General features: G+C 66.5%; 19 protein-coding genes and 2 riboswitches. Of the genes, 7 read left to right on the top strand and 12 right to left on the bottom strand.

The annotated features are described in order from the left end of the window. The first annotated feature begins 70 nt into the window (after positions 1–70). From B5E42_RS10515 to B5E42_RS10490, 6 genes are all read left to right on the top strand, one after another. Complete coding sequence (locus tag B5E42_RS10515) at positions 71–1,012, top strand: site-specific integrase (protein ID WP_242967100.1); 942 nt, start codon at positions 71–73, stop codon at positions 1,010–1,012. A 200-nt stretch (positions 1,013–1,212) separates the two neighbouring features. After that, positions 1,213–1,689 (top strand): IS200/IS605 family transposase, encoded by a 477-nt coding sequence (gene tnpA / locus B5E42_RS10510; RefSeq protein WP_204244376.1) that lies wholly within the window; start codon positions 1,213–1,215, stop codon positions 1,687–1,689. A 932-nt stretch (positions 1,690–2,621) separates the two neighbouring features. After that, complete coding sequence (locus tag B5E42_RS10505) at positions 2,622–3,932, top strand: hypothetical protein (RefSeq protein WP_242967099.1); 1,311 nt, start codon at positions 2,622–2,624, stop codon at positions 3,930–3,932. A 22-nt stretch (positions 3,933–3,954) separates the two neighbouring features. Beyond that, the gene (locus B5E42_RS10500) at positions 3,955–4,659 is read left to right on the top strand and encodes a zinc ribbon domain-containing protein (protein WP_087239398.1); all 705 of its coding nucleotides are present in this window, start codon (positions 3,955–3,957) and stop codon (positions 4,657–4,659) included. Between the two features lie 88 nt (positions 4,660–4,747). After that, on the top strand, positions 4,748–5,029 hold the full coding sequence (locus B5E42_RS10495; RefSeq protein ID WP_087239396.1) for a hypothetical protein: 282 nt from the start codon (positions 4,748–4,750) through the stop codon (positions 5,027–5,029). After that, entirely contained in the window at positions 5,029–5,802 is a 774-nt protein-coding gene (locus B5E42_RS10490; RefSeq protein ID WP_087239394.1) for a prolipoprotein diacylglyceryl transferase family protein, read from the top strand. The genes B5E42_RS10495 and B5E42_RS10490 overlap by 1 nt, the downstream gene beginning before the upstream one ends. A gap of 39 nt (positions 5,803–5,841) precedes the next feature. Here B5E42_RS10490 and B5E42_RS10485 read toward each other — a convergent pair whose 3' ends face one another. The 11 genes from B5E42_RS10485 to glp all read right to left on the bottom strand — a co-directional run bounded on the left by B5E42_RS10485 (position 5,842) and on the right by glp (position 15,564). After that, the gene (locus B5E42_RS10485; protein ID WP_087239392.1) at positions 5,842–7,179 is read right to left on the bottom strand and encodes an MATE family efflux transporter; all 1,338 of its coding nucleotides are present in this window, start codon (positions 7,177–7,179) and stop codon (positions 5,842–5,844) included. 173 nt (positions 7,180–7,352) lie between these two features. Next, positions 7,353–8,372: a molybdopterin-binding protein gene (locus B5E42_RS10480; protein ID WP_087239390.1), complete on the bottom strand. Its 1,020-nt coding sequence runs from the start codon at positions 8,370–8,372 to the stop codon at positions 7,353–7,355. 34 nt (positions 8,373–8,406) lie between these two features. Continuing rightward, positions 8,407–9,462, bottom strand: a complete 1,056-nt coding sequence (locus B5E42_RS10475) for an ATP-binding cassette domain-containing protein (RefSeq protein ID WP_087239388.1) — start codon at positions 9,460–9,462, stop codon at positions 8,407–8,409. Next, positions 9,459–10,160 carry a molybdate ABC transporter permease subunit gene (gene modB, locus B5E42_RS10470; protein WP_087239386.1) on the bottom strand — a complete coding sequence of 234 codons (702 nt, stop codon included), beginning with the start codon at positions 10,158–10,160 and terminating at the stop codon, positions 9,459–9,461. The genes B5E42_RS10475 and modB overlap by 4 nt, the downstream gene beginning before the upstream one ends. A gap of 96 nt (positions 10,161–10,256) precedes the next feature. Next, the gene (gene modA, locus B5E42_RS10465) at positions 10,257–11,126 is read right to left on the bottom strand and encodes a molybdate ABC transporter substrate-binding protein (protein ID WP_087239384.1); all 870 of its coding nucleotides are present in this window, start codon (positions 11,124–11,126) and stop codon (positions 10,257–10,259) included. Continuing rightward, a riboswitch (molybdenum cofactor riboswitch) is annotated at positions 11,119–11,232 on the bottom strand. Its footprint overlaps the gene before it by 8 nt. A gap of 139 nt (positions 11,233–11,371) precedes the next feature. Next, positions 11,372–11,869, bottom strand: a complete 498-nt coding sequence (locus tag B5E42_RS10460) for a MogA/MoaB family molybdenum cofactor biosynthesis protein (RefSeq protein WP_343214187.1) — start codon at positions 11,867–11,869, stop codon at positions 11,372–11,374. Next, positions 11,866–12,303 carry an MOSC domain-containing protein gene (locus B5E42_RS10455; RefSeq protein WP_087239380.1) on the bottom strand — a complete coding sequence of 146 codons (438 nt, stop codon included), beginning with the start codon at positions 12,301–12,303 and terminating at the stop codon, positions 11,866–11,868. Before B5E42_RS10455 ends, B5E42_RS10460 begins: the two co-directional genes overlap by 4 nt. A gap of 5 nt (positions 12,304–12,308) precedes the next feature. Then, positions 12,309–13,283, bottom strand: a complete 975-nt coding sequence (gene moaA / locus B5E42_RS10450) for a GTP 3',8-cyclase MoaA (RefSeq protein WP_087239378.1) — start codon at positions 13,281–13,283, stop codon at positions 12,309–12,311. After that, positions 13,276–13,782 carry a molybdopterin-guanine dinucleotide biosynthesis protein B gene (gene mobB / locus B5E42_RS10445; protein ID WP_087239376.1) on the bottom strand — a complete coding sequence of 169 codons (507 nt, stop codon included), beginning with the start codon at positions 13,780–13,782 and terminating at the stop codon, positions 13,276–13,278. The genes moaA and mobB overlap by 8 nt, the downstream gene beginning before the upstream one ends. Further along, complete coding sequence (moaC, locus tag B5E42_RS10440) at positions 13,775–14,254, bottom strand: cyclic pyranopterin monophosphate synthase MoaC (RefSeq protein ID WP_087239374.1); 480 nt, start codon at positions 14,252–14,254, stop codon at positions 13,775–13,777. The genes mobB and moaC overlap by 8 nt, the downstream gene beginning before the upstream one ends. A gap of 104 nt (positions 14,255–14,358) precedes the next feature. Then, entirely contained in the window at positions 14,359–15,564 is a 1,206-nt protein-coding gene (gene glp, locus B5E42_RS10435) for a gephyrin-like molybdotransferase Glp (protein WP_162613968.1), read from the bottom strand. An 85-nt stretch (positions 15,565–15,649) separates the two neighbouring features. Further along, a riboswitch (molybdenum cofactor riboswitch) is annotated at positions 15,650–15,768 on the bottom strand. Between the two features lie 203 nt (positions 15,769–15,971). Between glp and B5E42_RS10430 the strand changes: the two genes are divergently transcribed. Next, positions 15,972–18,113, top strand: coding sequence for an S-layer homology domain-containing protein (locus B5E42_RS10430; RefSeq protein ID WP_087239370.1), 2,142 nt, complete (start codon positions 15,972–15,974; stop codon positions 18,111–18,113). Between the two features lie 84 nt (positions 18,114–18,197). Here B5E42_RS10430 and B5E42_RS10425 read toward each other — a convergent pair whose 3' ends face one another. Then, positions 18,198–19,910, bottom strand: a complete 1,713-nt coding sequence (locus B5E42_RS10425) for an FAD-dependent oxidoreductase (protein WP_087239368.1) — start codon at positions 19,908–19,910, stop codon at positions 18,198–18,200. Positions 19,911–19,921: the final 11 nt, after the last annotated feature.

The raw sequence follows: 19,921 nt of genomic DNA, 5'->3' as shown, positions 1-19,921 counted from the left end.
AGAGAAACCTCTTTCCTCCGGCATAGAGGAAGCCAGCAGTCTGGACATAACCAGGGCAGGGAAATACACGGTGGCGGAGTGGCTGAGGCTGTGGTTTGAGGTCTACGCTAAACCCAACCTGCGATTTTCTACGGCGGAGTATTACCGGCGGGGTATTGAGCTGCACACGATCCCCTACATCGGGGAGGTCAAGCTCAACCAGCTGACCACCCGGCAGATTCAGAACCTTTACCGGGAGCTGCAGCAGAACGGCCGCCGCAGAGCCGCGCAGAAGACCAAACACCCTGGCCTGAGCAGTTCCACCATCCGGGGCGTCCACACCATGCTCCACAGTGCCCTGGACCGGGCGGTGAAGGAGAGACTGCTCCTCCACAACCCGGCTGAGGACTGCATTGTACCCAAGCTCCAGCGGCAGGAGATGAGAATCCTGAAACCGGAGGATATGAGGGCCTATCTGGAGGCGGCGGAGCGCCGGGGCGTGCTGGCCCTGTTCTACCTGGAGCTGGTCAGCGGCATCCGGAAGGGCGAGCTGGCCGCTCTCCTCTGGACCGACCTGGACGTGGAGCACGGAACCATCTCGGTGAGCAAGCAGGTGGGGCGGAATCCCCAGGGAGAGCTGGCCATCTGCCAGCCCAAGACCTCCAACTCCGTCCGGGAGATCTCCATCCCACGGGAGGCGGTGGAGCTGCTGGTGCAGGAGCACCAGTGGCACCCGGAGAGCCCCTATCTGTTTCCATCTCCCAAGACCGGTGGTATGTACCACCCTGACTCCATCGTGAACCTCCACAAGAAGATCTTGAAGGATGCCGGGCTGGAGTATGTCAGATTTCACGATCTGCGCCACACTTTTGCCACGGTGGCGCTCCAGAGCGGTGTGGATGTAAAAACGGTGTCCGCCATGCTGGGACACTACGATGCCGGGTTCACCCTGCGCACCTACACCCACACCAACCGGCGGATGCAGGAGAAGGCCGCCGAAAAGATGGGGAATTTCATGGCGCAGGTGCTGTAACACAGAGCAGCAGAAAGTGACGGAGAGGATGAATATCCTCTCCGTCACTTTCCGGTTGGTGGCGCCAAAGGCAACCCCCGGCTATGCCGGGGGTAAAAAATAGCTTATAGCGAGGAGAAAAGTAGAAAAAGAAAAAACTCCCTGATAAGGTAGAAGTGGTTTGCCGACCACACAACTACGATAACAGGGAGGTCTTCATCGTGAAAGACAAAGACATAAGTAGTTTAGAGCATACAAGTTGGAGGTGTCAATATCACATCGTATTTGCACCCAAATATCGAAGGATGGAGATATATAGTCAGATAAAACAAGATATAGGAGTAATATTAAGAAAACTGTGTCAGCAAAAGGGCATAGAGATTATAGAAGCCAGAGCGTGCCCAGACCATATACATATGTTGATAAGTATCCCACCCAAGTACAGCGTATCACAGATTATGGGGTATTTGAAAGGGAAAAGTAGTCTGATGATATTTGATCGGCATGCAAATTTGAAGTATAAGTATGGAAATCGGCACTTTTGGGCCAGAGGATATTATGTGGATACAGTGGGACGGAATAAAAAGCAAATAGCAGAGTATATCCGAAACCAACTGGCATCGGATCAAATAGCAGACCAGATAGGCCTGAAAGAGTTTGTTGACCCGTTTACGGGTCGCGAGAACAGGAAGGCATAAAAGGAACCCCTTAAGGGGTAGCCCGAGAAAGAAATGCAGTCGGCAAACCTTTCGGGGCCCCTTAAGGGGCTTCGTCCGTATCAGGCCCTTATAGGGCCTACTCAAGCCTCCGGCTTAGCCGGAGGTTTTGACTTCCATAAAAAGTAACGAAACCGGCGGAGATCATCCGATTTCCGCCGGCTTGTGAAAGGCCAGATCAGTCTAGATATTTTCAGGCAGGCGAATCCGGCCTTCTGGCCGGCGGCACCTTTGCACAGTACAAGCGTTTCGGCCAAAGGCCAAAACCTTGGCGGAAGGACGACTCTGCCGCCCTGAGCATGGAATTGCAAAAACACAGGCCAAAGGAAAAGTTACTAAGAAACCGCTAGTTTGACAGTTCTTAGCAACTTTTTCATGCGTCAATTTTCTGCTTGGGCCCGGAAAACCACATTTTGCAACGGATCCAAGGGATGGTTAAAATCTATATTCTCTTAATAACGGAGAAGGTCGCCCACAGGGCGGCTCACCAATCGCGAGCCCAGCGCAGCGAGTCGCGGTTGGAAAGGAGGAGCATGGGAGCGGGTGAATGCCGTCTTTTTTGTCGCAGGCATAATAGACCTCCCGGCATAGCCGGGGGTTTTCGAACTACAAAAAGACGCCGGAGAAAAGAGGACTTTCTTATCCCCATCTGGGTCTTCAATAATATTGATAAAGTTGTCCAATCTTTTTCAAAGTCCGCCCGTCCTCACGACAATGCTGTGGAAGAATCCTTTTTTGCTTCCATGGAACGTGAGGAGATTTATCGGGCCTAATATTACTCCGAGCGCCAGTTCATGGAAGAGTTGGCACTTATATAGAATTTTATAACACAAACGGCCCACAGCATACTTTTCCGTCCCCACGCCCCTCCGGGGCGTTTCCCCTTGTGGCGACCGAGAGAGTGTGATATAATTATGAAAACCAGATTGCAGAGAGGGGGGCAGCAGATGGCCAAGGCGGCGGGGGAGTGGTATCCCCTGGACAACGCGGCGGTGCTCTATTCCGCCCTGCAGAAGGAGAAGTACTCCGCCATCTACCGGTTTTCGGCGGTGATGGCGGAGAAGGTGGATCGGGCGGCCCTCCAGCGGGCGGTGGACAAGACCATGCCCCGCTTCCCCTCCTTCGGCGTGCGCATCCGGAAGGGGGCCTTCTGGTATTACTTTGAGCCGAACCCGGCCCCCGGCCCCTTCGTGAAGGAGGACATCTCCAACCCCTGCCAGCCGGTGCGCTTCCGGGAGGACAACGGCTGGCTGGTGCGGTTCTACGTCTACGACCGGCGCATCTCCCTGGAGGTATTCCACGCCGTCAGCGACGGCGGCGGCGCCCTGGTGTTCTTCAAGACCCTGCTGGCGGTGTACCTGCGGGAGCTGGGGCATGACATCCCCAACACCCACGGCATCCTGGACGTGGAGGAGCCGCCCCGGAAGGAGGAGCGGGAGGACGCCTACGGCCGCTATGCCACCGTCCGCCCCCGGCGGGAAAAGCGGGGGGAGAAGGCCTACCAGAACAACGGCACGGCGGAGCCCTTCTATACCCTCAACGTCACCATGGGCTTCTGCTCCGTGTCCGCCCTCAGGGAGAAGGCCAAGGGGTACGGCGTGTCTATCACCGAGTACCTGACGGCGGTGCTGCTCAAGGTGCTGCTGGACAAACAGCACCGGGAGGCCCCCCGGCGGGAGCGGCCGGTGGCCCTGGCCATCCCCATCAACCTGCGGCCCTGGTTCCCCACCGAGAGCCTGCGCAACTTCATCCTCACCGCCCGGCCCGCCATCGACCCGTCCCTGGGCAGCTACACCTTTGAGGAGGTGCTCTCCCAGGTGCACCACTACCTGCGCCTGCGCATCAACCGGCAGCAGATGCAGGCCGAGCTGGCGGGCAATGTCCGCTTCACCCGCAACCGGCTGCTCCAGCTGGTGCCCATTGTCCTGAAAAACCCGGTGATGGCCCTGGGCTACAAGCTGGCGGGGGTGCTGCCCTACTCGGGCACCTATACCAACCCCGGCCCCTTCCCGGTGCCGGAGGAGATGGCCCCCCATATTGTGCGCATGGAGGTCATCCTGGGGCAGAACACCACCCCGCGGCCCAACTGCGCCTCCATCAGCTACGGCGACACCATGGAGATCACCTTTGCCGGCACGGGGCAGGAGTCCGACACCGAGCGGGAGTTTTTCCGCTTCCTGGTGCGGGAGGGCATCCATGTCAGGGTGGAGAGCAACCGCACCTGATAACCGAAAGGAGGCAACGCCCATGTCCTACTGTGTCCACTGCGGGGTGGAGCTGGATCCCACCGCGTCCTTCTGCCCCCTGTGCCATACGCCGGTGGCGGATCCCCGCCAGCCGGTGGATACCGATTCGCCCAAGCCCTTTCCCACCCGGCGGGGGGAGGTGGCCCCTGTATCCAAGGTGGAGGTGGGCCTGCTGATCACCGCCATGCTGGCCTCGGTGGCGGTGTGCTGCGGTGTGCTCAACCTGTTCCTCCACGCCGGGCGGGCCTGGTCGCTGTACGTCATCGGGGCGGCGGCCATGCTGTGGCTGTGGCTGGTGCCGCCCCTGCTGGCCCGGGGGATGCACCTGCTTCTCCGGCTGGCGGTGGGCATCGGGGCGGTGCTCCTGTACGTCTACCTGATCTCGGTGGATCTGGACGGGCGCACCTGGTTCCTGGGCCTGGCCGCGCCGCTGATCCTGTGGGGGGGCGCGGTGCTGCTTGTGCTGGGGCTGGTGCTGCTGGTCTATCACCGCTCCCCCATCACCACCCTCACCATCCTCATCGGCAGCGTGGGGATCTTCCTGCTGGGGGTGGAGCTGCTGGTAGACCGCTGGCTGTTCCACACCTGGGCGCCGGGCTGGTCTCTGGTGGTGCTGGTGGTGTGCGTGGGCATGGTGATCCCCCTGATCATCATCCGCCGGGTGCCCTCCCTGCGGGAGGAGGTTCGGCGGCGCTTCCACCTGTAAAACACCTTGACACCGGCGGCCCCCGGCGGGTATACTGGAGACAGATTCGCCCCGGTTCGACAGGAGCCGGGAGAGAGGGGAGAGTTCCATGTACAACCAGAATATTCCCGGCCGGAATGAGGCCATTATTTCCCTGGTGCTGGGCATTGTGGGCCTGGTGGCCAGCCTGTTTGTCAACAGCCTGGTGGGCCTGCTGGTGGGCGTGGCGGGCCTGTACTACGCATCCAGATCCAAGGCCATGGGCTATGACGACGGCCTCCGCCTGGCGGGCTTCGTGCTCTCTGTGGTAGCCATCGTCCTGGGCGGCCTGTTCCTGCTGGCCTGCGTCGCCTGCACCACCGCCTTTGTGGGCATCGGCATGTTTCTGTAATGCCCCTGCTTGAGCTGCTGGGCCGGGGGGTGCCACTCTACGGCCTGCTGGGCGTGCTGGGGGCCTGCCTGGGGCTGGTGTGCGCCCTGGCGCGGTGCCCGTCCTTCGGGCTGTCGAGGGACGACTGCGCCTATCTCTACGTGTTCGGGGCCATAGGGGCTGTGGCGGGGGCCAAGCTGCTCTACCTGCTGCCCCGGCTGCCCCAGCTGGCGGCGGAGCTCCCCCTGCTGTGGGAGAGCCCCGCCGCCTTTGCCGCCCGGTGGCTGTCCGGCGGGCTGGTGTTCTACGGCGGCCTCTTCGGCGGCATCGCCGGGGCTTGGCTGGCCGCCCGGTATTTCCGGGCGGACTTCGGGGCCTTCTGCCCCGTACTGGTGCCGGCGGTGCCCCTGATGCACGCCCTGGGCCGGGTGGGGTGCTTCTTCACCGGCTGCTGCTACGGTGTGGAGCTGGATCCCCCCTGGGGGATCCCCGTCCCCGCCGGGGCGGTGGGCCCCGGCGGCGTCCGCTTCCCGGTGCAGCTGTGGGAGGCGGGGGCGGAGGGGGTGATCTTCCTCCTCCTGCTCCGGTACAGCCGCCGGGCGGCTCCGCCGGGGAAGAGCCTGGCGGCCTACCTGCTCCTCTACGCGCCGGTGCGCTTTGCACTGGAGTTTTTCCGGGGGGATCCGGCCCGGGGCTTCCTGGGGCCCCTGTCCACCTCCCAGTGGCTCAGCCTGGCGGCGGCGGGGGCGGCCCTGACCTGGCTGGCCCGCCGGGGGCGGAAGTCAGAAGCATAAAAAGGTCACGCTGTGGAATACACAGCGTGACCTCTTTTCTTATCGGATATGTTTCATGGTCATCCAGCGCTTGGAGCGGTAGAACCACACACACACCGGCACCGAGCTGGACACCGCGATGCCGCAGGCCACATAGACCCCGTAGATGCCGAAGAAGTGGTTCAGGATCACCGCCAGGATCAGCCGCACCACGATGCAGTTGAGGAAGGAGTTCCACATGACAAACACCGTGTGGCCCGAGCCGGTGGCCAGGGTGTTGTAGGCGAACATGGCGGCATAGAACAGCTGGCAGATGATCTCGATGCGCAGGTTGATCACCGCCCAGCGCTGCACCTCCGGGTCGGGGGTGAAGATCATGGAGAACTGAGGGGCGAAGAGCTCGGCCACCACAATGATCACCGCCGCCAGGGCCAGGGCCAGCTTCAGGCAGGTCTTCATCACCTGCTCCGCCCGGTCGAAGAGGCGGGCTCCCAGGCACTGGGCGCACATGGTGCCGCCGCCGGTGGTGAGGGCGGAGATAAAGAGCTGACAGAAGTCACGGATCTTGTTGGACACGCCGTTGGCCGCCGAGATGGTGACGCCGTGCTGGTTGATCAGGGCCAGCACCACCAGCCAGGAGATAGAGGCGATCGTCCACTGGAGGGCGGTGGGAAAGCCCAGCTTCAGGATGCGCTTGATCATGCCCCCCTCCGGGCGGAGGAAGCGGGGCAGCAGGCCCAGATCCGCCCGGTGGCAGAGACAGAAGACCAGGGCGGTCAGGCAGGACACCGCCTGTCCCAGCACGGTGGCCAGGGCAGCCCCGGACACACCCCAGCGGAACACCGCCACGAAGAGGATGTCCAGCACCACGTTGAGGCTTACCGAGGCGATGATGCAGTACAGGGGGATGCGGGAGTTGCCCACGCCCCGCAGAATGGCGGACAGGGCGTTGTAAAGGAAGATAAAGAGGAGGCCCGCGCCGCAGATGGTCAGATAGCCGGTGGCCTCGTCCAGGGTGGGGGACTGGAGCAGTATGAGCAGGGGCCGGCCCAGCAGGACTACCAGCGCGGCGAAGAGCAGGCCCAGCAGCAGGCTCAGCGTCAGCAGGTTTCCGGCGGCCTTCCGGCGGTTTTCCTGGTCGCCGGAGCCGAAATACTGGCCCACCAGGATGTTGCCGCCCACGGTCAGGCCGATGGCCACCTGGGTCAGCATATTCATGACCACGCTGCCGTTGTTGATGGCGGTGATGCCCACGTCCCCGATAAAATGGCCGGCCACGATGATGTCGGTGATGCTGTAGGTGGCCTGGAGCAGGCTGGAGGCCATCAACGGCAGGGCATACCGCACCAGCTTTCGTGTGACGCTGCCGCTGGTCAGATCGTTTACCAAGGCCGGCATGAAACCACTCCCTCTTTCCCTCGTCTCCGGGTTTTTCCATACGATCCAACAGTATATCCCCGTCGGCGTACAACGGCAATACTGATTTTTTGGTCAGTAACCCGGATTGGAGGGGAGGAGGGCATCAGATTTTGTTTCCACGCCCGACCGTCATGCTGCCGGTGCCTGCGGGCCTATTTCCCAAAGGGGCAGACGGGGTAGCGGCACTCGGGGCAGCCCAGGCAGAGGCCGCCGTGGCCCAGGGCCTTCAGCTCCCGGCGGGAGATGGGCACCCCGGCGGCGATGCGGGGGAGCACCAGATCAAAGACGGTGGCCTTGGCGTACATGACGCAGCCGGGCAGGCCCAGAATGGGGGTGCCGTCGGCGAAGTAGGCCAGCAGGAACATGGCCCCGGGCAGCACCGGCGCGCCGTAGGAGATGATCTCCGCCCCGGTGTCCCGGATGGCGCCGGGGGTGCGGTCATCGGGATCCACGCTCATGCCGCCGGTGCACAGCACCAGATCCACCCCCTTGGCGTGGAAATCCAGGGCGGCGGCGGTGATGGCCGCCCGGTCGTCGCCGGGCAGGCAGTGCTCCGTGACGGTGATGCCGCAGGCGGCCAGCTTGTCCACAATCACCGGGGTGAAGGCGTCCTGGATCAGTCCCTTGGCCACCTCGCTGCCGGTGGTGATCAGGCCGCAGGTCTTCAGCTTCCAGGGGGTGAGGGAGAGCAGGGGCTCCTTCCCCGCCCGCTCCTCGGCGGCCTGGAGCACCTCCTCTTGGATCACCAGGGGGATGATGCGGGTGCCCGCCAGCTTGTCCCCCCTGCGGACGGCGGTGTTGGTGTGGCGGGTGGCGATCATCAGCTCCTCCACGTCGTTGAGGGCGTTGAGCCGCTCCACGTCCACCCGGAACAGGCCGTCGCAGTCGGCGATGAGCTCGATCTTCCCCTCCTTCACCGGCGTGGGGTGCATATGCTCGTTCTGGCACAGCGCCCGCAGGCGCTCGGCGGCCTCGTCCTCATGGAGCATACCCGGCGTCTTTTCCCACACGTACAGGTGCTCCTTGCCCATGCTCAGCAGCACGGGGATGTCCTCGGGGGCGACAATGTGGCCCTTGCGGAACCGGGCGTCCTTGGTGACGCCGGGGATGATCTGGGTCAGGTCGTGGCAGAGCACATGGCCCACCGCGTCCTTGGTGTCTATCAGCTTCATGGGGTTACCATCCTTTTTCCAGAATGACGGGCGGTCAGCCGCCGGTCAGCAGCAGCAGATGCTCCCGTGGCAGCTCCACCCACAGCTCTTTGGGGTCGCCCAGGGCGGCCCAGGCGGCCTTGTCCAGCTCGATGCGGAGCCGGGAGAAGCCCTGCCCCCCGCCTGGTGTGGTCATCATGGCCACGGTGGAGAACATCTCGTCCACCACCCGCTCCACGGTGCAGGGCAGGCGGTTGGGGCCGGGGCCGTCCACCGGCCGGAGGAAGTGGGCCCGGATGCCCACGTGGCTCAGGTTGGGGGGTAGGGGAACCCCCGGCTCCAGGGTCATCCCCCAGTCCAGGGCCTCCACCCGCCCGCCGGGCAGGGGGCGGGCCCGGGACACGTTCTTGCACCCGGAGAGCAGGCAGGCGGACAGGGTACGGGGGGCCTCAAAGAGCTCCGCCACCGGCTGCATGGGCTGGGAGCGGCCCTGATCCAGCACGCACACCTGGCTGCACAGGCGGCGCACCTCGTCCCGGCTGTGGGTGACGAAGAGCACGGGGCCCTCAAATCTGCCCAGCAGATCCAGCAGCTCCAGCTCCACCTGCCATTTCAGGTAGCTGTCCAGGGCGGAGAAGGGCTCGTCCAGCAGCAGGGCCCGGGGCTTGTTGGCCAGGATGCGGGCCAGGGCCACCCGCTGCTGCTGCCCGCCGGAGAGTTGCCGGGGGTACTTGTGCTCGTTCCCCTCCAGGTAGAAGGCGCGCATCAGCCGCGCCGCCGTCTCCTTCCTTCCGGCCCTGTCCCGCACCCCGGCGGCGATGTTCTGCTCCACCGTCATGTTGGGGAACAGGGCGTAGTTCTGAAACAGATACCCCACCCGCCGCCTCTGGGGGGACAGGTTGATGCGGGCGGCGGAGTCAAAGAGCACCTCCCCGTCCAGCTCGATATGGCCCTCGTCGGGGGTCTCAATGCCGGCGATGCAGCGGAGGGTGACGCTCTTGCCGCAGCCCGAGGCCCCCAGCACGCCGGTGACGGCGCCGCTGTCGGTCTCAAAGGCCGCGTCCAGGCGGAAGGGGCCGAAGTCCTTGTGGATGTCCACCGACAGCCTCATTCCCCCACCTCCCCGGTGACCGGGGCCGCGCGGCGGCGGGGCCGGCGGTCTTTCTTCTCCAGCATGTTGACGGTCAGCAGCACCACCGCCGAGATGGCCAGGTTCACCAGCACCCATCTCATGGCCCCGGCGTCGTCGCCGGTGCGCCAGAGCTGGTACACCGTGGTGGAGATGGTGGCGGTCTTGCCGGGGGTGTACCCGGCGATCATGGAGGTGGCGCCGTACTCGCCCAGGGCCCGGGCAAAGGCCAGCACCGTGCCGGCGATGATGCCCTGCTTGCAGCAGGGCATGCGCACCCGCCAGAAAATCCAGGTGTTGGAGCGGCCCAGAGTCTGGGCGGCGTAGGCCAGGGTGGGGTCGAAGGACTCAAAGGCCCCCCGGGCGGTGCGGTACATGAGGGGGAAGGCCACCACCGCCGAGGCGAAGATAGCGGCGTACCACACCATGGTCAGCCGCAGGTCGAAGGTCTCCAGAAACCACAGGCCCAGCACCCGCTTGGGGCCCAGCAGCCGCAGCAGGAAATAGCCCACCACCGTGGGGGGCAGCACCAGGGGGAGGGTGAGCACCACGTCCAGCACCCCCTTCACCAGCCGGGGCAGCTTGGCCACATAGTAGGCCGCCGCAATCCCCAGGAAGAAGATGATCACCGTGGACACGGCGGCGATGCGCAGGGAGTTGAATAGCGGATACCAGTCCAAGATTGTTCACCGTCCTGTGTCATGATGGTGGCAGGGGCGGGTTGAAACCCGCCCCTGTGCGTATGTAGGGCGGGGGCTTGCCCCCGCCGTCCGCCATTACAGGACGGTGAAGCCCACGCCCTCCAGCACGGCGATGGCGCTCTCATCGGTGTGGAGGTAGTCCAGGAAGGCCTGGGCGGCGGCCTCGGCGGCCTCGCCGCTGCTGCTCTTCATGACGGCGGCGGGGTAGATGACCTGGCTGCACATGTCGGCGGTGGCCTGATCCACCACGGTCAGCTCGTAAGTATAGGCGTCGGTGGCGTAGATGATGCCGCAGTCCACGGCGCCCTCCTTCACCTGGTTGGCCACCTCGGTGACGTTGGAGGCGTAGGTCACCTTGCCGTCGGCCTCCAGCTGGGCGATGTCGATGCCCAGGGTGTCCAGAATCTCCAGGGAGTAGGAGCCCACCGGCACGTCGTCGTTGCCGATGCACAGCAGGGACAGCTTGTCCGTGGCCAGGTCGGAGAAGGTCTCGATACCGGCAGGGTTGTCGTCGGGCACCGCCAGCACCACCTTGTTTTCCACAAAGTCGATGCGGGTGTCGGCGTACACGAAGTCGGCGCCGTCCTCATTCTGCCCGGCCTCCAGGTCGTTCATCTGGGACTGGCCGGCGGAGATAAACAGGTCGCACACCGCGCCCTCTATGATCTGGGTGCGCAGGGTGCCGGAGGAGTCGAAGTTGAAGGTGAGGGTGACCTCGGGGGCCACCTCTTTGTACAGGTCGGCGATCTCCGTCAGGGTGGCCTCCAGGGACGCGGCGGCAAACACCACCACCTCCACCGGCTCGGCCTGGGGCGCGGTGGTCTCCGCGGCCGGGGTGGTGCTGTTGGCCGCGGGGGTGTCCGCGGTGCCGGCATTTCCGCCGCCGCAGGCGGCCAGGCCCAGGATGAGGGCCAGGGCAAGGGACAGGGCTGCAATTCGTTTCATGGTACATTCTCCTTTACAAAATGGTAGGCGCATCCGTTTCCAGACACACCCCGGCCCGACGCCATAGCAGCGCCTTAGGCGGGCGGGCTCGAAGAATTTATATAAAATGAGCCGACAGGCTCACACTGCCTGTACCCGTTTCTCTAACCCTCCCGCGAGCCCAGCAAAGCGGGTCGCGGGAGGAGAGCCAGAATCAACGAAGCGGAGTGGATGCCCCGCATCCGCGGGGCGGAACGGAGCGCAGTTTATTCTGGCGAGGCGCAGTTGCCCGCGGTGCCCTTGAGAATCTCCAGCCCGTGGGCCAGGGAGGGGAGGATGAACTCCAGGCACTCCCGCACCGCCTTGGGGCTGCCGGGCAGGTTGACGATCAGGGCCTGCTTGCGGATGCCCGCCGCCGCCCGGGAGAGCATGGCCCGGGGGGTAATCTGGAGGGACTGCCACCGCATGGCCTCGGCAATGCCGGGGGCGGGCCGCTCCACCACGGACAGGGTGGCCTCCGGCGTCAGGTCGGTGGGGGAGAACCCGGTGCCCCCGGTGGTAAGGATCAGATCGGCCAGGTCGTTGTCGCACAGGCGCTTCAATTCGGAGGCCAGGGGCTCCACCCCGTCGGGCAGCAGGGCGGTGTGCGCCACCGTATAGCCCGCCGCCTCCGCCAGCGCCCGGATCACCGGGCCGCTCTTGTCCTCCCGCTGGCCGGCGCAGCCGGAGTCGCTGAGGGTGATGATGGCAACGCGCATGCTCATCCCTCCTCCACCATGGTCAGCTCGTCCCCCACGGAGATGGTGCCCCCGTGGAGCACCCGGGTGAACACGCCCTCCCGGGGCATGATGCAGTCCCCCATGACCTTGTAGATCTCACAGTGGCTGTGGCACTCCTTGCCCACCTGGGTCAGCTCCAGCTCCACGTCGCCGCACCGGAATTTCGTCCCGATGGGCAGGGTCTTGAAGTCGTACCCCTCCACCACCAGGTTCTCCCCAAAGGCCCCGTCGTCCACCACGGCGCCCCTGGCCCGGAAGGCCTCCACCTTCTCGTGGGACAGCAGGGACACCTGCCGGTGCCACTTCCCCGCGTGGGCGTCCCCCTGGATGCCCCAGTCCTCCACGAACCGGGCGGAGCCCACGTTCTTCTTCTGGGTTCCCTTTTTCTCGCTGATACACACGGCAAGCACCTTTCCCATGCCGCTCATCCTCCAATCTGATACATACTCCGCCGCTCGTCCTCCGCCGTGCCGGCGGCGGAGAAGTGATGGCAGGCGGGCTTGGCAAAGACGGCCCCCTCCATGGCGGCGCGGATGGCGGCCCCGTCGGCGCCGCTCTCCAGCAGCGCCTTCAGGTTCACCCCCGTCTCGTACTGGAGGCAGGTCTTGAGAAAGCCGGTGGCGGTGAGCCGCACCCGGTTGCACGACTCGCAGAACTGGTGGCTCACCGCGCTGATGAACCCCACCCGGCCGGTGAAGCCGGCAAAGGTCACATAGCGGCCCGGCCCGCTGCCGCCCCCCTGGGCGCAGGGGAGGGCGGGGCCGAAGGCTCCCTCCAGCTTCTCCAGCACCTCCGCCTGGGTGCGGCGGGGCAGGGAGCTCCCCAGCCCGATGGGCATCAGCTCGATGAAGCGCACGTCCAGGGCCCGGTCCCGGGCCAGGGCGGCCAGGGGAACCAGCTGGTCGTCGTTGTCCCCCATGGGCACGCAGTTGAGCTTCACCTTCAGCCCCGGCGTGTTCAGGGCGGCCTCCAGCCCCTCCAGGGCACGGGGCAGCAGATCCCGCCGGGTGATGGCGGCGTACTGCCCCCGGTCCAGGGTGTCCAGGCTCAGGTTCACCCCGTCCAGCCCCGCCGCGCAGAGGGCGGGGAGCTGCTGGGCCAGCAGCACGCCGTTGGTGGTCAGGGTGACGGCGCGGATACCGTCGATGGCCTTGACGGCCCACACCAGCTTGTCCAGGCCCTTCCGCACCAGGGGCTCCCCGCCGGTGAGGCGCACCGTGTCGATGCCCAGGCCCGCCGCCGCCCGCACCAGCCGGACAATCTGCTCGTAGGAGAGGATGCGGCTGTGCTCCACCCACTCCACCCCCTCCTCCGGCATGCAGTAGCGGCACCGGAGGCCGCACCGGTCGGTCACCGACACCCGCAGGTAGTGGATGCGCCGTCCATATTGGTCATTCACGGGCCTTCGCCTCCTTGACGTATCGAATCAGCAGCGCCGCCGCACCCTCTGCGTCCCCCAGCGGCAGGATAGGCACGCCGGGCACCTCCAGAGGCAGGTCGGTGACCAGGGCCAGCAGGGTGGCCGGGTCGGACACCGGGGCCGCCGAGTTCCCAGCCCGCACCACCTCCAGCTTGGGCCAGGCGGAGTATTTGAACCCCTCCAGCAGAATCAGGTCGGCCTCCGGGAACTGGGCGATCAGGGCGGCCTCGTCCACAACCTCCCGCCGCACCACCTTGTACTTCTCTCCGTCAAAGATGGCCGTGCCCCAGGCCCCGGCGGCCAGGAAGCGGCCCGTGTCCGTGTCCGGGGGCTCCGGCAGGAAGCGGTGCCCGTCGTGCTTGATCACCGCTACCCGCAGCCCGGCGGCGGTGAGATGGGGCAGCATGGCCTCAATCAGGGCGGTCTTGCCCGAGTTCTTCACCCCGGACACCGCCGCGATGGCCGGCCCCTTACCCACGGTCGTACACCCCCGACTTGCCGCCCTCCTTGTGCACCAGGTGGATCTCCGTCAGCTCCATGGACTTGTCCATGGCCTTGCACATGTCGTAGATGGTGAGCAGGGCCACGCTCACCCCCGTGAGGGCCTCCATCTCCACCCCCGTCTTGCCCGACAGCTTCACGGTGCACCGGGCCCGGACGGCGCAGTCCGCCTCCAGGATGTCGAAGTCGATGGAGGCGTGGGTGAGCATCAGCGGGTGGCACAGGGGAATCAGCTCCCAGGTGCGCTTCACCGCCTGGATCCCAGCCACACGGGCCACCCCCAGCACGTCCCCCTTGGCGGCGGTGCCCTCCACAATGGCCTCCAGCACCGGCCGGGACACCCGGATCGTCCCCTCCGCCACCGCGGCCCGGAAGGTGGGCTCCTTCCCGGTCACGTCCACCATCACGGCGTTGCCCGCCTCGTCAAAGTGATTCAATTTCGCTTCCATATTTCTATCCAACCTTTTTTCATGTAGGGCGGGGGCTCGCCCCCGCCGTGTGGATGGGCGACACCCCGTGGGGCGCGACGACCCCGGCGCGTCAACCCCTGTTGTCACAACATCAAAATATCCACCGTCTCCCCCGCCGCCAGGGGGCCGTCCCCCGCCGGAATGTCCACCAGGCAGCTGCACCCCGCCAGGGAGCGCAGCACCCCGGAGGAGTGGCCCTCCGGCAGGGAGACATGGCCGTTTTCGCATTTTCCCCGCACAAACCGGCGGATACCGCTGCCCTTGGGGAAGGGGGTGTCCAGCACCGCCTTCTCCCGCTGGGGCAGCAGCTCCGGCTCCCCGGACAGGGCGGCGAGCAGCGGCCGGGCCAGCAGCTCAAAGGTGGTGAAGGCGGCGAAGGGGTTGCCCGACAGGGACAGGATGGGCTTGCCCTGAAAGCGGGAGAACATGGCCGGGGAGCCCGGCTTCAGCCTCAGCCGCCAGAACACCCGCTCCGCCCCCAGCAGGGGCAGGGCCTGGTGGAAGATGTCCTTGTCCCCCACCGACACCCCGCCGGTGGTGATGAGCAGGTCGCAGGTCTCCAGCATCCGCGCCATGGCCTCCGCCACGGCCTGGGGGTCGTCCCCGGCCAGCTGTCCGGTGACGTTCTCCACCCCCAGCTCCCGCAGCCGGGAGAGCAGCAGGGGCAGGTTGGCCCCGTAGATCTTTCCGGCCGGCAGGGGGCGGACGCCGGGCTCCACCACCTCGTCCCCGGTGGACAGCACCCCCACCCGGGGCCGCCGGCGCACCGGCACCTCCGTGATGCCGGCGGAGGAGAGCACCCCCGCCGCCGCCGCGTCCACCCGGCTCCCGGCCGGCAGCAGGCACGTCCCCGCCCGGTAGTCCTCCCCGCGGTACACGTAGTTGTCCCCCGGCTTCAGAGCGGCGTAGATCTCCACCACCGGGGAGCCCATGTCCGTGTCCTCCTGCTTCAGCACGCAGTCACAGCCGGGAGGCAGCATGGCCCCCGTCATCACCCGCACCGCCCGGCCCGGCGTTACAGGCACCCGGGGCGCGTCCCCGGCGTAGAGCGTGTCCGCCACGGTGAGGGACACCGGGTGCTCCCGGCACGCCCCGGCCGTGTCCGCCGCGCGCAGCGCGTACCCGTCCAGCGGCGAGCGGTCAAAGGGCGGCTGGTCCAGAGGGGCCGTGATGTCCGACCCCAGCCTCCGCCCCAGCGCCTCCCCCAGGGGCAGCTTTTCTGTCCCCAGACAGTCAATATTGTCACACAGCGCCTGCTGTGCCTCCTCCAGCGTCAGTCCGGTTTTCATGCCTGTTCTCTCCTCCAGATGGTTGGGGCGACCGCACATAAAAAGAGCGCCGCCCGAAAAGGCGGCGCCCTCCTGGACAGAGTTTCCCCAGAAGCGGTGCGGCCCCTTTTCAAACACGGAAGGTCAGAGCGTTTCCCCTCTGGCCCTGGCGAAAGCGCCATAGCCGCAGCCTGCAGGCGCTCCCGCTCGGAGCGGTGATTTTGTTTTCTCCATTATAGTGCGGAATCCGCAGCTCCGCAAGACCTTTTCTTTTGATACCCCATAGCAACTATGCTGCCGCCGGCCCGCGGGGTGGAATTTTTTACAGGAATCCGGAACTTCTCTGGAAATTTTTCGTCAAATCAGATAGAATAGAGGCAGCTGAACCAGTGGAAAGCACAGAACAGAGGACAATGGAGGGATGAAGCATGAAGAAGCTGCTTTCTTTTGTGCTGGCCCTGACCCTGGCGTCGGGGCTGGCTCTGCCGGCGGCGGCCGCGGAGGAGTCCGCCGACGCGGCCCTGGCCCGGGTGACCCAGGCGGTCAAGGATACCCTGGCCCTGGACACCACGGGCTATGACCAGTTCCAGGGTGACCGCTACGAGGACGGCCTGACCGGCGTGTGGAGCCTTCGCTGGGACGGGGCGGAGGGCTCGCTGTCTGTGGACGCCCTGGACGACGGCACCGTCACCGGTTACTATCTGGGGGAGAGCGACACGTCGCCCAGCGGCGGGGACTTCCCCGTCTTCCCCCAGGGGGACGCGGACGCCGCCGCCCAGGCGGCCCGGGCCTTCCTGGACAGGGTGCTGGCAGAGGGCGAGTCGGTGGAGCTGGAGGAGCCGCAGGGCATGGAGCGCCTGGGTGGCGACAGCTTCCGCTTCTCCGGGCAGCTCCTTCTCAACGGCCTGCCCTCGCCCCTGCACTACTCCGTCACCGTTCGGGCGTCGGACAACGCGGTGACCGCCTTCTCCCGGGACACGGCGGCGGGCACCTTCCTGGGGGACGTGCCCGCGCCCGGGGCGGCCGTGTCCCAGAGCCAGGCCGCCGGGCTGCTGACCGCCAATCTGGCCCTGCGGCTGGAGTATGTGAGGGAGGAGGGCAGCTCCGCCGCCGTGCTCCGCTGGCTGCCGGAGGACACCGACACCCTCTACATCGACGCCGCCACCGGTGAGACCCTCAACATGACGGAGCTGGAGGAGCTCATGGCCGGCATGGGCAACGGCGGCGGGAGCGACGCCGCCACGGAGTCCCCTGCGGGCGGGGCTGAGAGCGGCCTGACCCAGGCCGAACAGGAGGGCATTGCCAAGCTGGAGGGGGTGCGCTCCGCCCAGACGCTGGATCAGGCTCTGCGGGCCCAGGCGGCCTACGGGCTGGAGGACTATGCCCTGGCCTCCGCCGACTATGCCCTGACGGGCGAGGGGGAGGAGGAGCAGGTACTGTGCACCCTGTCCTACCGCCTGGCGGACGGGGAGCAGACCCGCAGCCGCACCGTCACCGTGGACGCCCGCACCGGCGCGGTGGAGTCCGTGTCCTCTTCGGCCCCCTGGCTGGAGGAGGGGGAGTCCCCCGCCCTGACCGTGTCGGAGGCCCAGGCCAGAGCCGAGGCCTTCCTGGCGGAGTTCTGCGGGGCGCGGTGGAGTGCCCTCACCCTCTACGACAGTCCGGACGGCGGGGAGAGCCGCCTGCCCTATGCCGCCTTTACCTATGTGCAGCAGGCCAACGGCATCCCCTTCCCGGAGAACCGCTATACCATAGCCATCGACCTGGGGGACGGCTCCGTCTACCGCCTCCGCGCTGTCTATGACGAGGCCGTGACCTTTGCCAGCCCGGAGGGCATTGTGGATGAAGCCTCCGCCCTGGCCGCCTGGGCGGACACCTATGACGCCGTGCTGGCCTACCGGCTGGTGCCCCGCCCCCTGGACGGGGACGAGCCCCTGGAGGCCAGGCTGCTGGAGCTGGGCCTCACCCACTTTTACGGCCTGCGGCTGACCTACGCCCTGGAGCGGGACACCTACTGCCTGGGCATCGACGCCGCCACCGGGGAGCCGGTCTGGCCGGAGACGGCCGGCGGCGCCCTCACCTACTCGGATCTGGAGGGCTCCTGGGCCCGGGCGGATGTGGAGAAGCTGGCCTCTTACGGCGTGGGCTACGACGGCGGCCTCTTCCGGCCGGACAAGAGCCTGACCCAGTGGGATATGGTGGCCCTGCTGGCCAGCCTGGACGGCTGGCGCATCGACCCGGACAACGCCGACGCGGAGACGGTGGACGGGGCCTATGCCGCCGCCTACCGCATGGGAGCTCTGACCCGGAGTGAGCGGGACGAGGACAGCCCCGTCACCCGGGGGGCGCTGGTGCGCTGCCTGCTGGACTGCGCCGGCTACGGCCCGGCGGCCCGGCTGGAGGGCATCTACACCTGCGCCTATGCCGACGCGGACTCCATCCCCGTCGGCGAGCTGGGCTATGCCGCCCTGGCCCAGGGTCTGGGCATGGTGGGCGAGTCCTACAGCGGCGCCCGCACCGCCACCCGCGGCGAGCTGGCCGCCATGCTCTGCCGCCTGCTGGAGCGGTAGAGGCAGCGCGGCCCGGCAATGACAAAAGCACCCCGCGCCGCCTGATGGGCGGCGCGGGGTGCTTTCTGTGTCAGAAGGGGTCGGTCACTTCCCCTGGCCGGTGGGGATGCCGCACAGGTGGGTGGGCGCGGCGTCGTGGGCGCGGTCGGTGGCGTTGTAAGACCAGAACCGCCAGCCGCCGGCCAGGTTGGAGCAGCGGTAGCCGTGCTGGCTCAGGATGCGGCAGGCCAGGTAGCTGCGCAGGCCGCTGAAGCAGTTGACGTAGATCTTCTTGGCCGGATCCAGCTCGCCCAGCCGGTTCCGCAGCTCATCCAGGGGGATGTTCACCGCGTCGGGGCGGAGCAGGCCCTGGCGCCGCACCTCGCCGGGGGTGCGCACATCCAGGAGCACCACCGACCCGTCGGCGGGCAGGCCGGCCACCTCGTCCCAGTGGTGCTGCTCCACCCGGCCGGCGCGGAGGTTCTCGATCACATAGCCCGCCATGTTCACCGGATCCTTGGCGGAGCCGTAGGGGGGCGCGTAGGCCAGATCCAGCTCAGTGAGGTCGGCGGCGGTGAGGCCCGCCCGGATTGCGGCAGCCAGTACGTCCATCCGCTTGTCCACCCCGTCGAAGCCCACGATCTGGGCCCCCAGGATGCGGCCGGTGGCGGGATCGTAGAGGGTCTTGACGGTCATGTTGTGGGCCCCGGGGTAGTAGGTGGCGTGGGAGGCGGAGTAGGTGACGGCCTTGCTGTAGTCCACCCCGGCGGCGCGGGCCGTCTTCTCGTTGAGACCGGTGGAGGCCGCCGTCATGTCGAAGAGCTTGATCACCGACGTGCCCTGGGAGCCGGTGAAGGTGCTGGGGATGCCGCAGATGTGGTCGGCGGCGATGCGGCCCTGCTTGTTGGCCGGGCCGGCCAGGGCGATGTGGCTTTTCGCCCCGGACACGAAGTGGCGCACCTCCACCGCGTCGCCCACGGCGTAGATGTCGGGGCAGCTGGTGCGCATGTGCTCATCCACCGCGATGGTGCCCTTAACGCCCAGGGCCAGCCCGGCGCTCCGGGCCAGCTCCGACTCGGGCATCACCCCGATGCCCAGCAGCACCAGGTCGGCGGGGACGGCCTCCCCACCCTCCAGGGTGACGGACAGACCCTCTCCATCCGGCACAAAGCCGGTGACGTGGGCGCCCAGGCGGAGCTCCACCCCGCAGCCCCGGAGATAGGCGTGCACCTCCGCCGCCATGTCGGCATCCAGCGGGGGCAGCACCTGGTTCCCCTTCTGGAGCAGGGTGGTGGCAACCCCGGCGTGGAGCAGGTTCTCCGCCGCCTCCAGTCCGATGAAGCCGCCGCCCACCACCACGGCCCGGCGGACGGGGTGGGTATCCAGATAGTCCCGGATGCGGAAGGTGTCCTCCACGGTGCGCAGGGTGAACACCCGGGGATCGTCCTCCCCGGGCAGGCCGGGCATGACGGGCCGGGCGCCGGGGGAGAGGATCAGCTTGTCGTAACTCTCGGTATAGGTGCTGCCGTCGGCCAGACTGCGCACCTCCACCGTGTGCTCCGCCGGGTTGATTTCCAGGGCCTCGTGGCCCACCCGCACGTCGATGCCGAACCGGCGGCGGAAGCCCTCCGGGGTCTGGAGGGTCAGCTCATCCCGGTCGGTGATCACCCCGCCCACGAAGTAGGGCAGGCCGCAGTTGGCGTAGGACACGTAGCCGGTGCGCTCCAGAATGATGATCTCCGCCTCCTCGTCCAGGCGGCGCAGGCGGGCCGCGGCAGTGGCCCCGCCGGCCACGCCGCCGATGATGACAACCTTCATATCCGTTTCCT

It is taken from the genome of Flavonifractor sp. An10, assembly GCF_002161215.1.
GTDB lineage: Bacteria > Bacillota > Clostridia > Oscillospirales > Oscillospiraceae > Flavonifractor > Flavonifractor avistercoris.
Note: the sequence above shows the minus strand (reverse complement) of the source record. Positions and strands in the feature narration are given on the sequence as shown.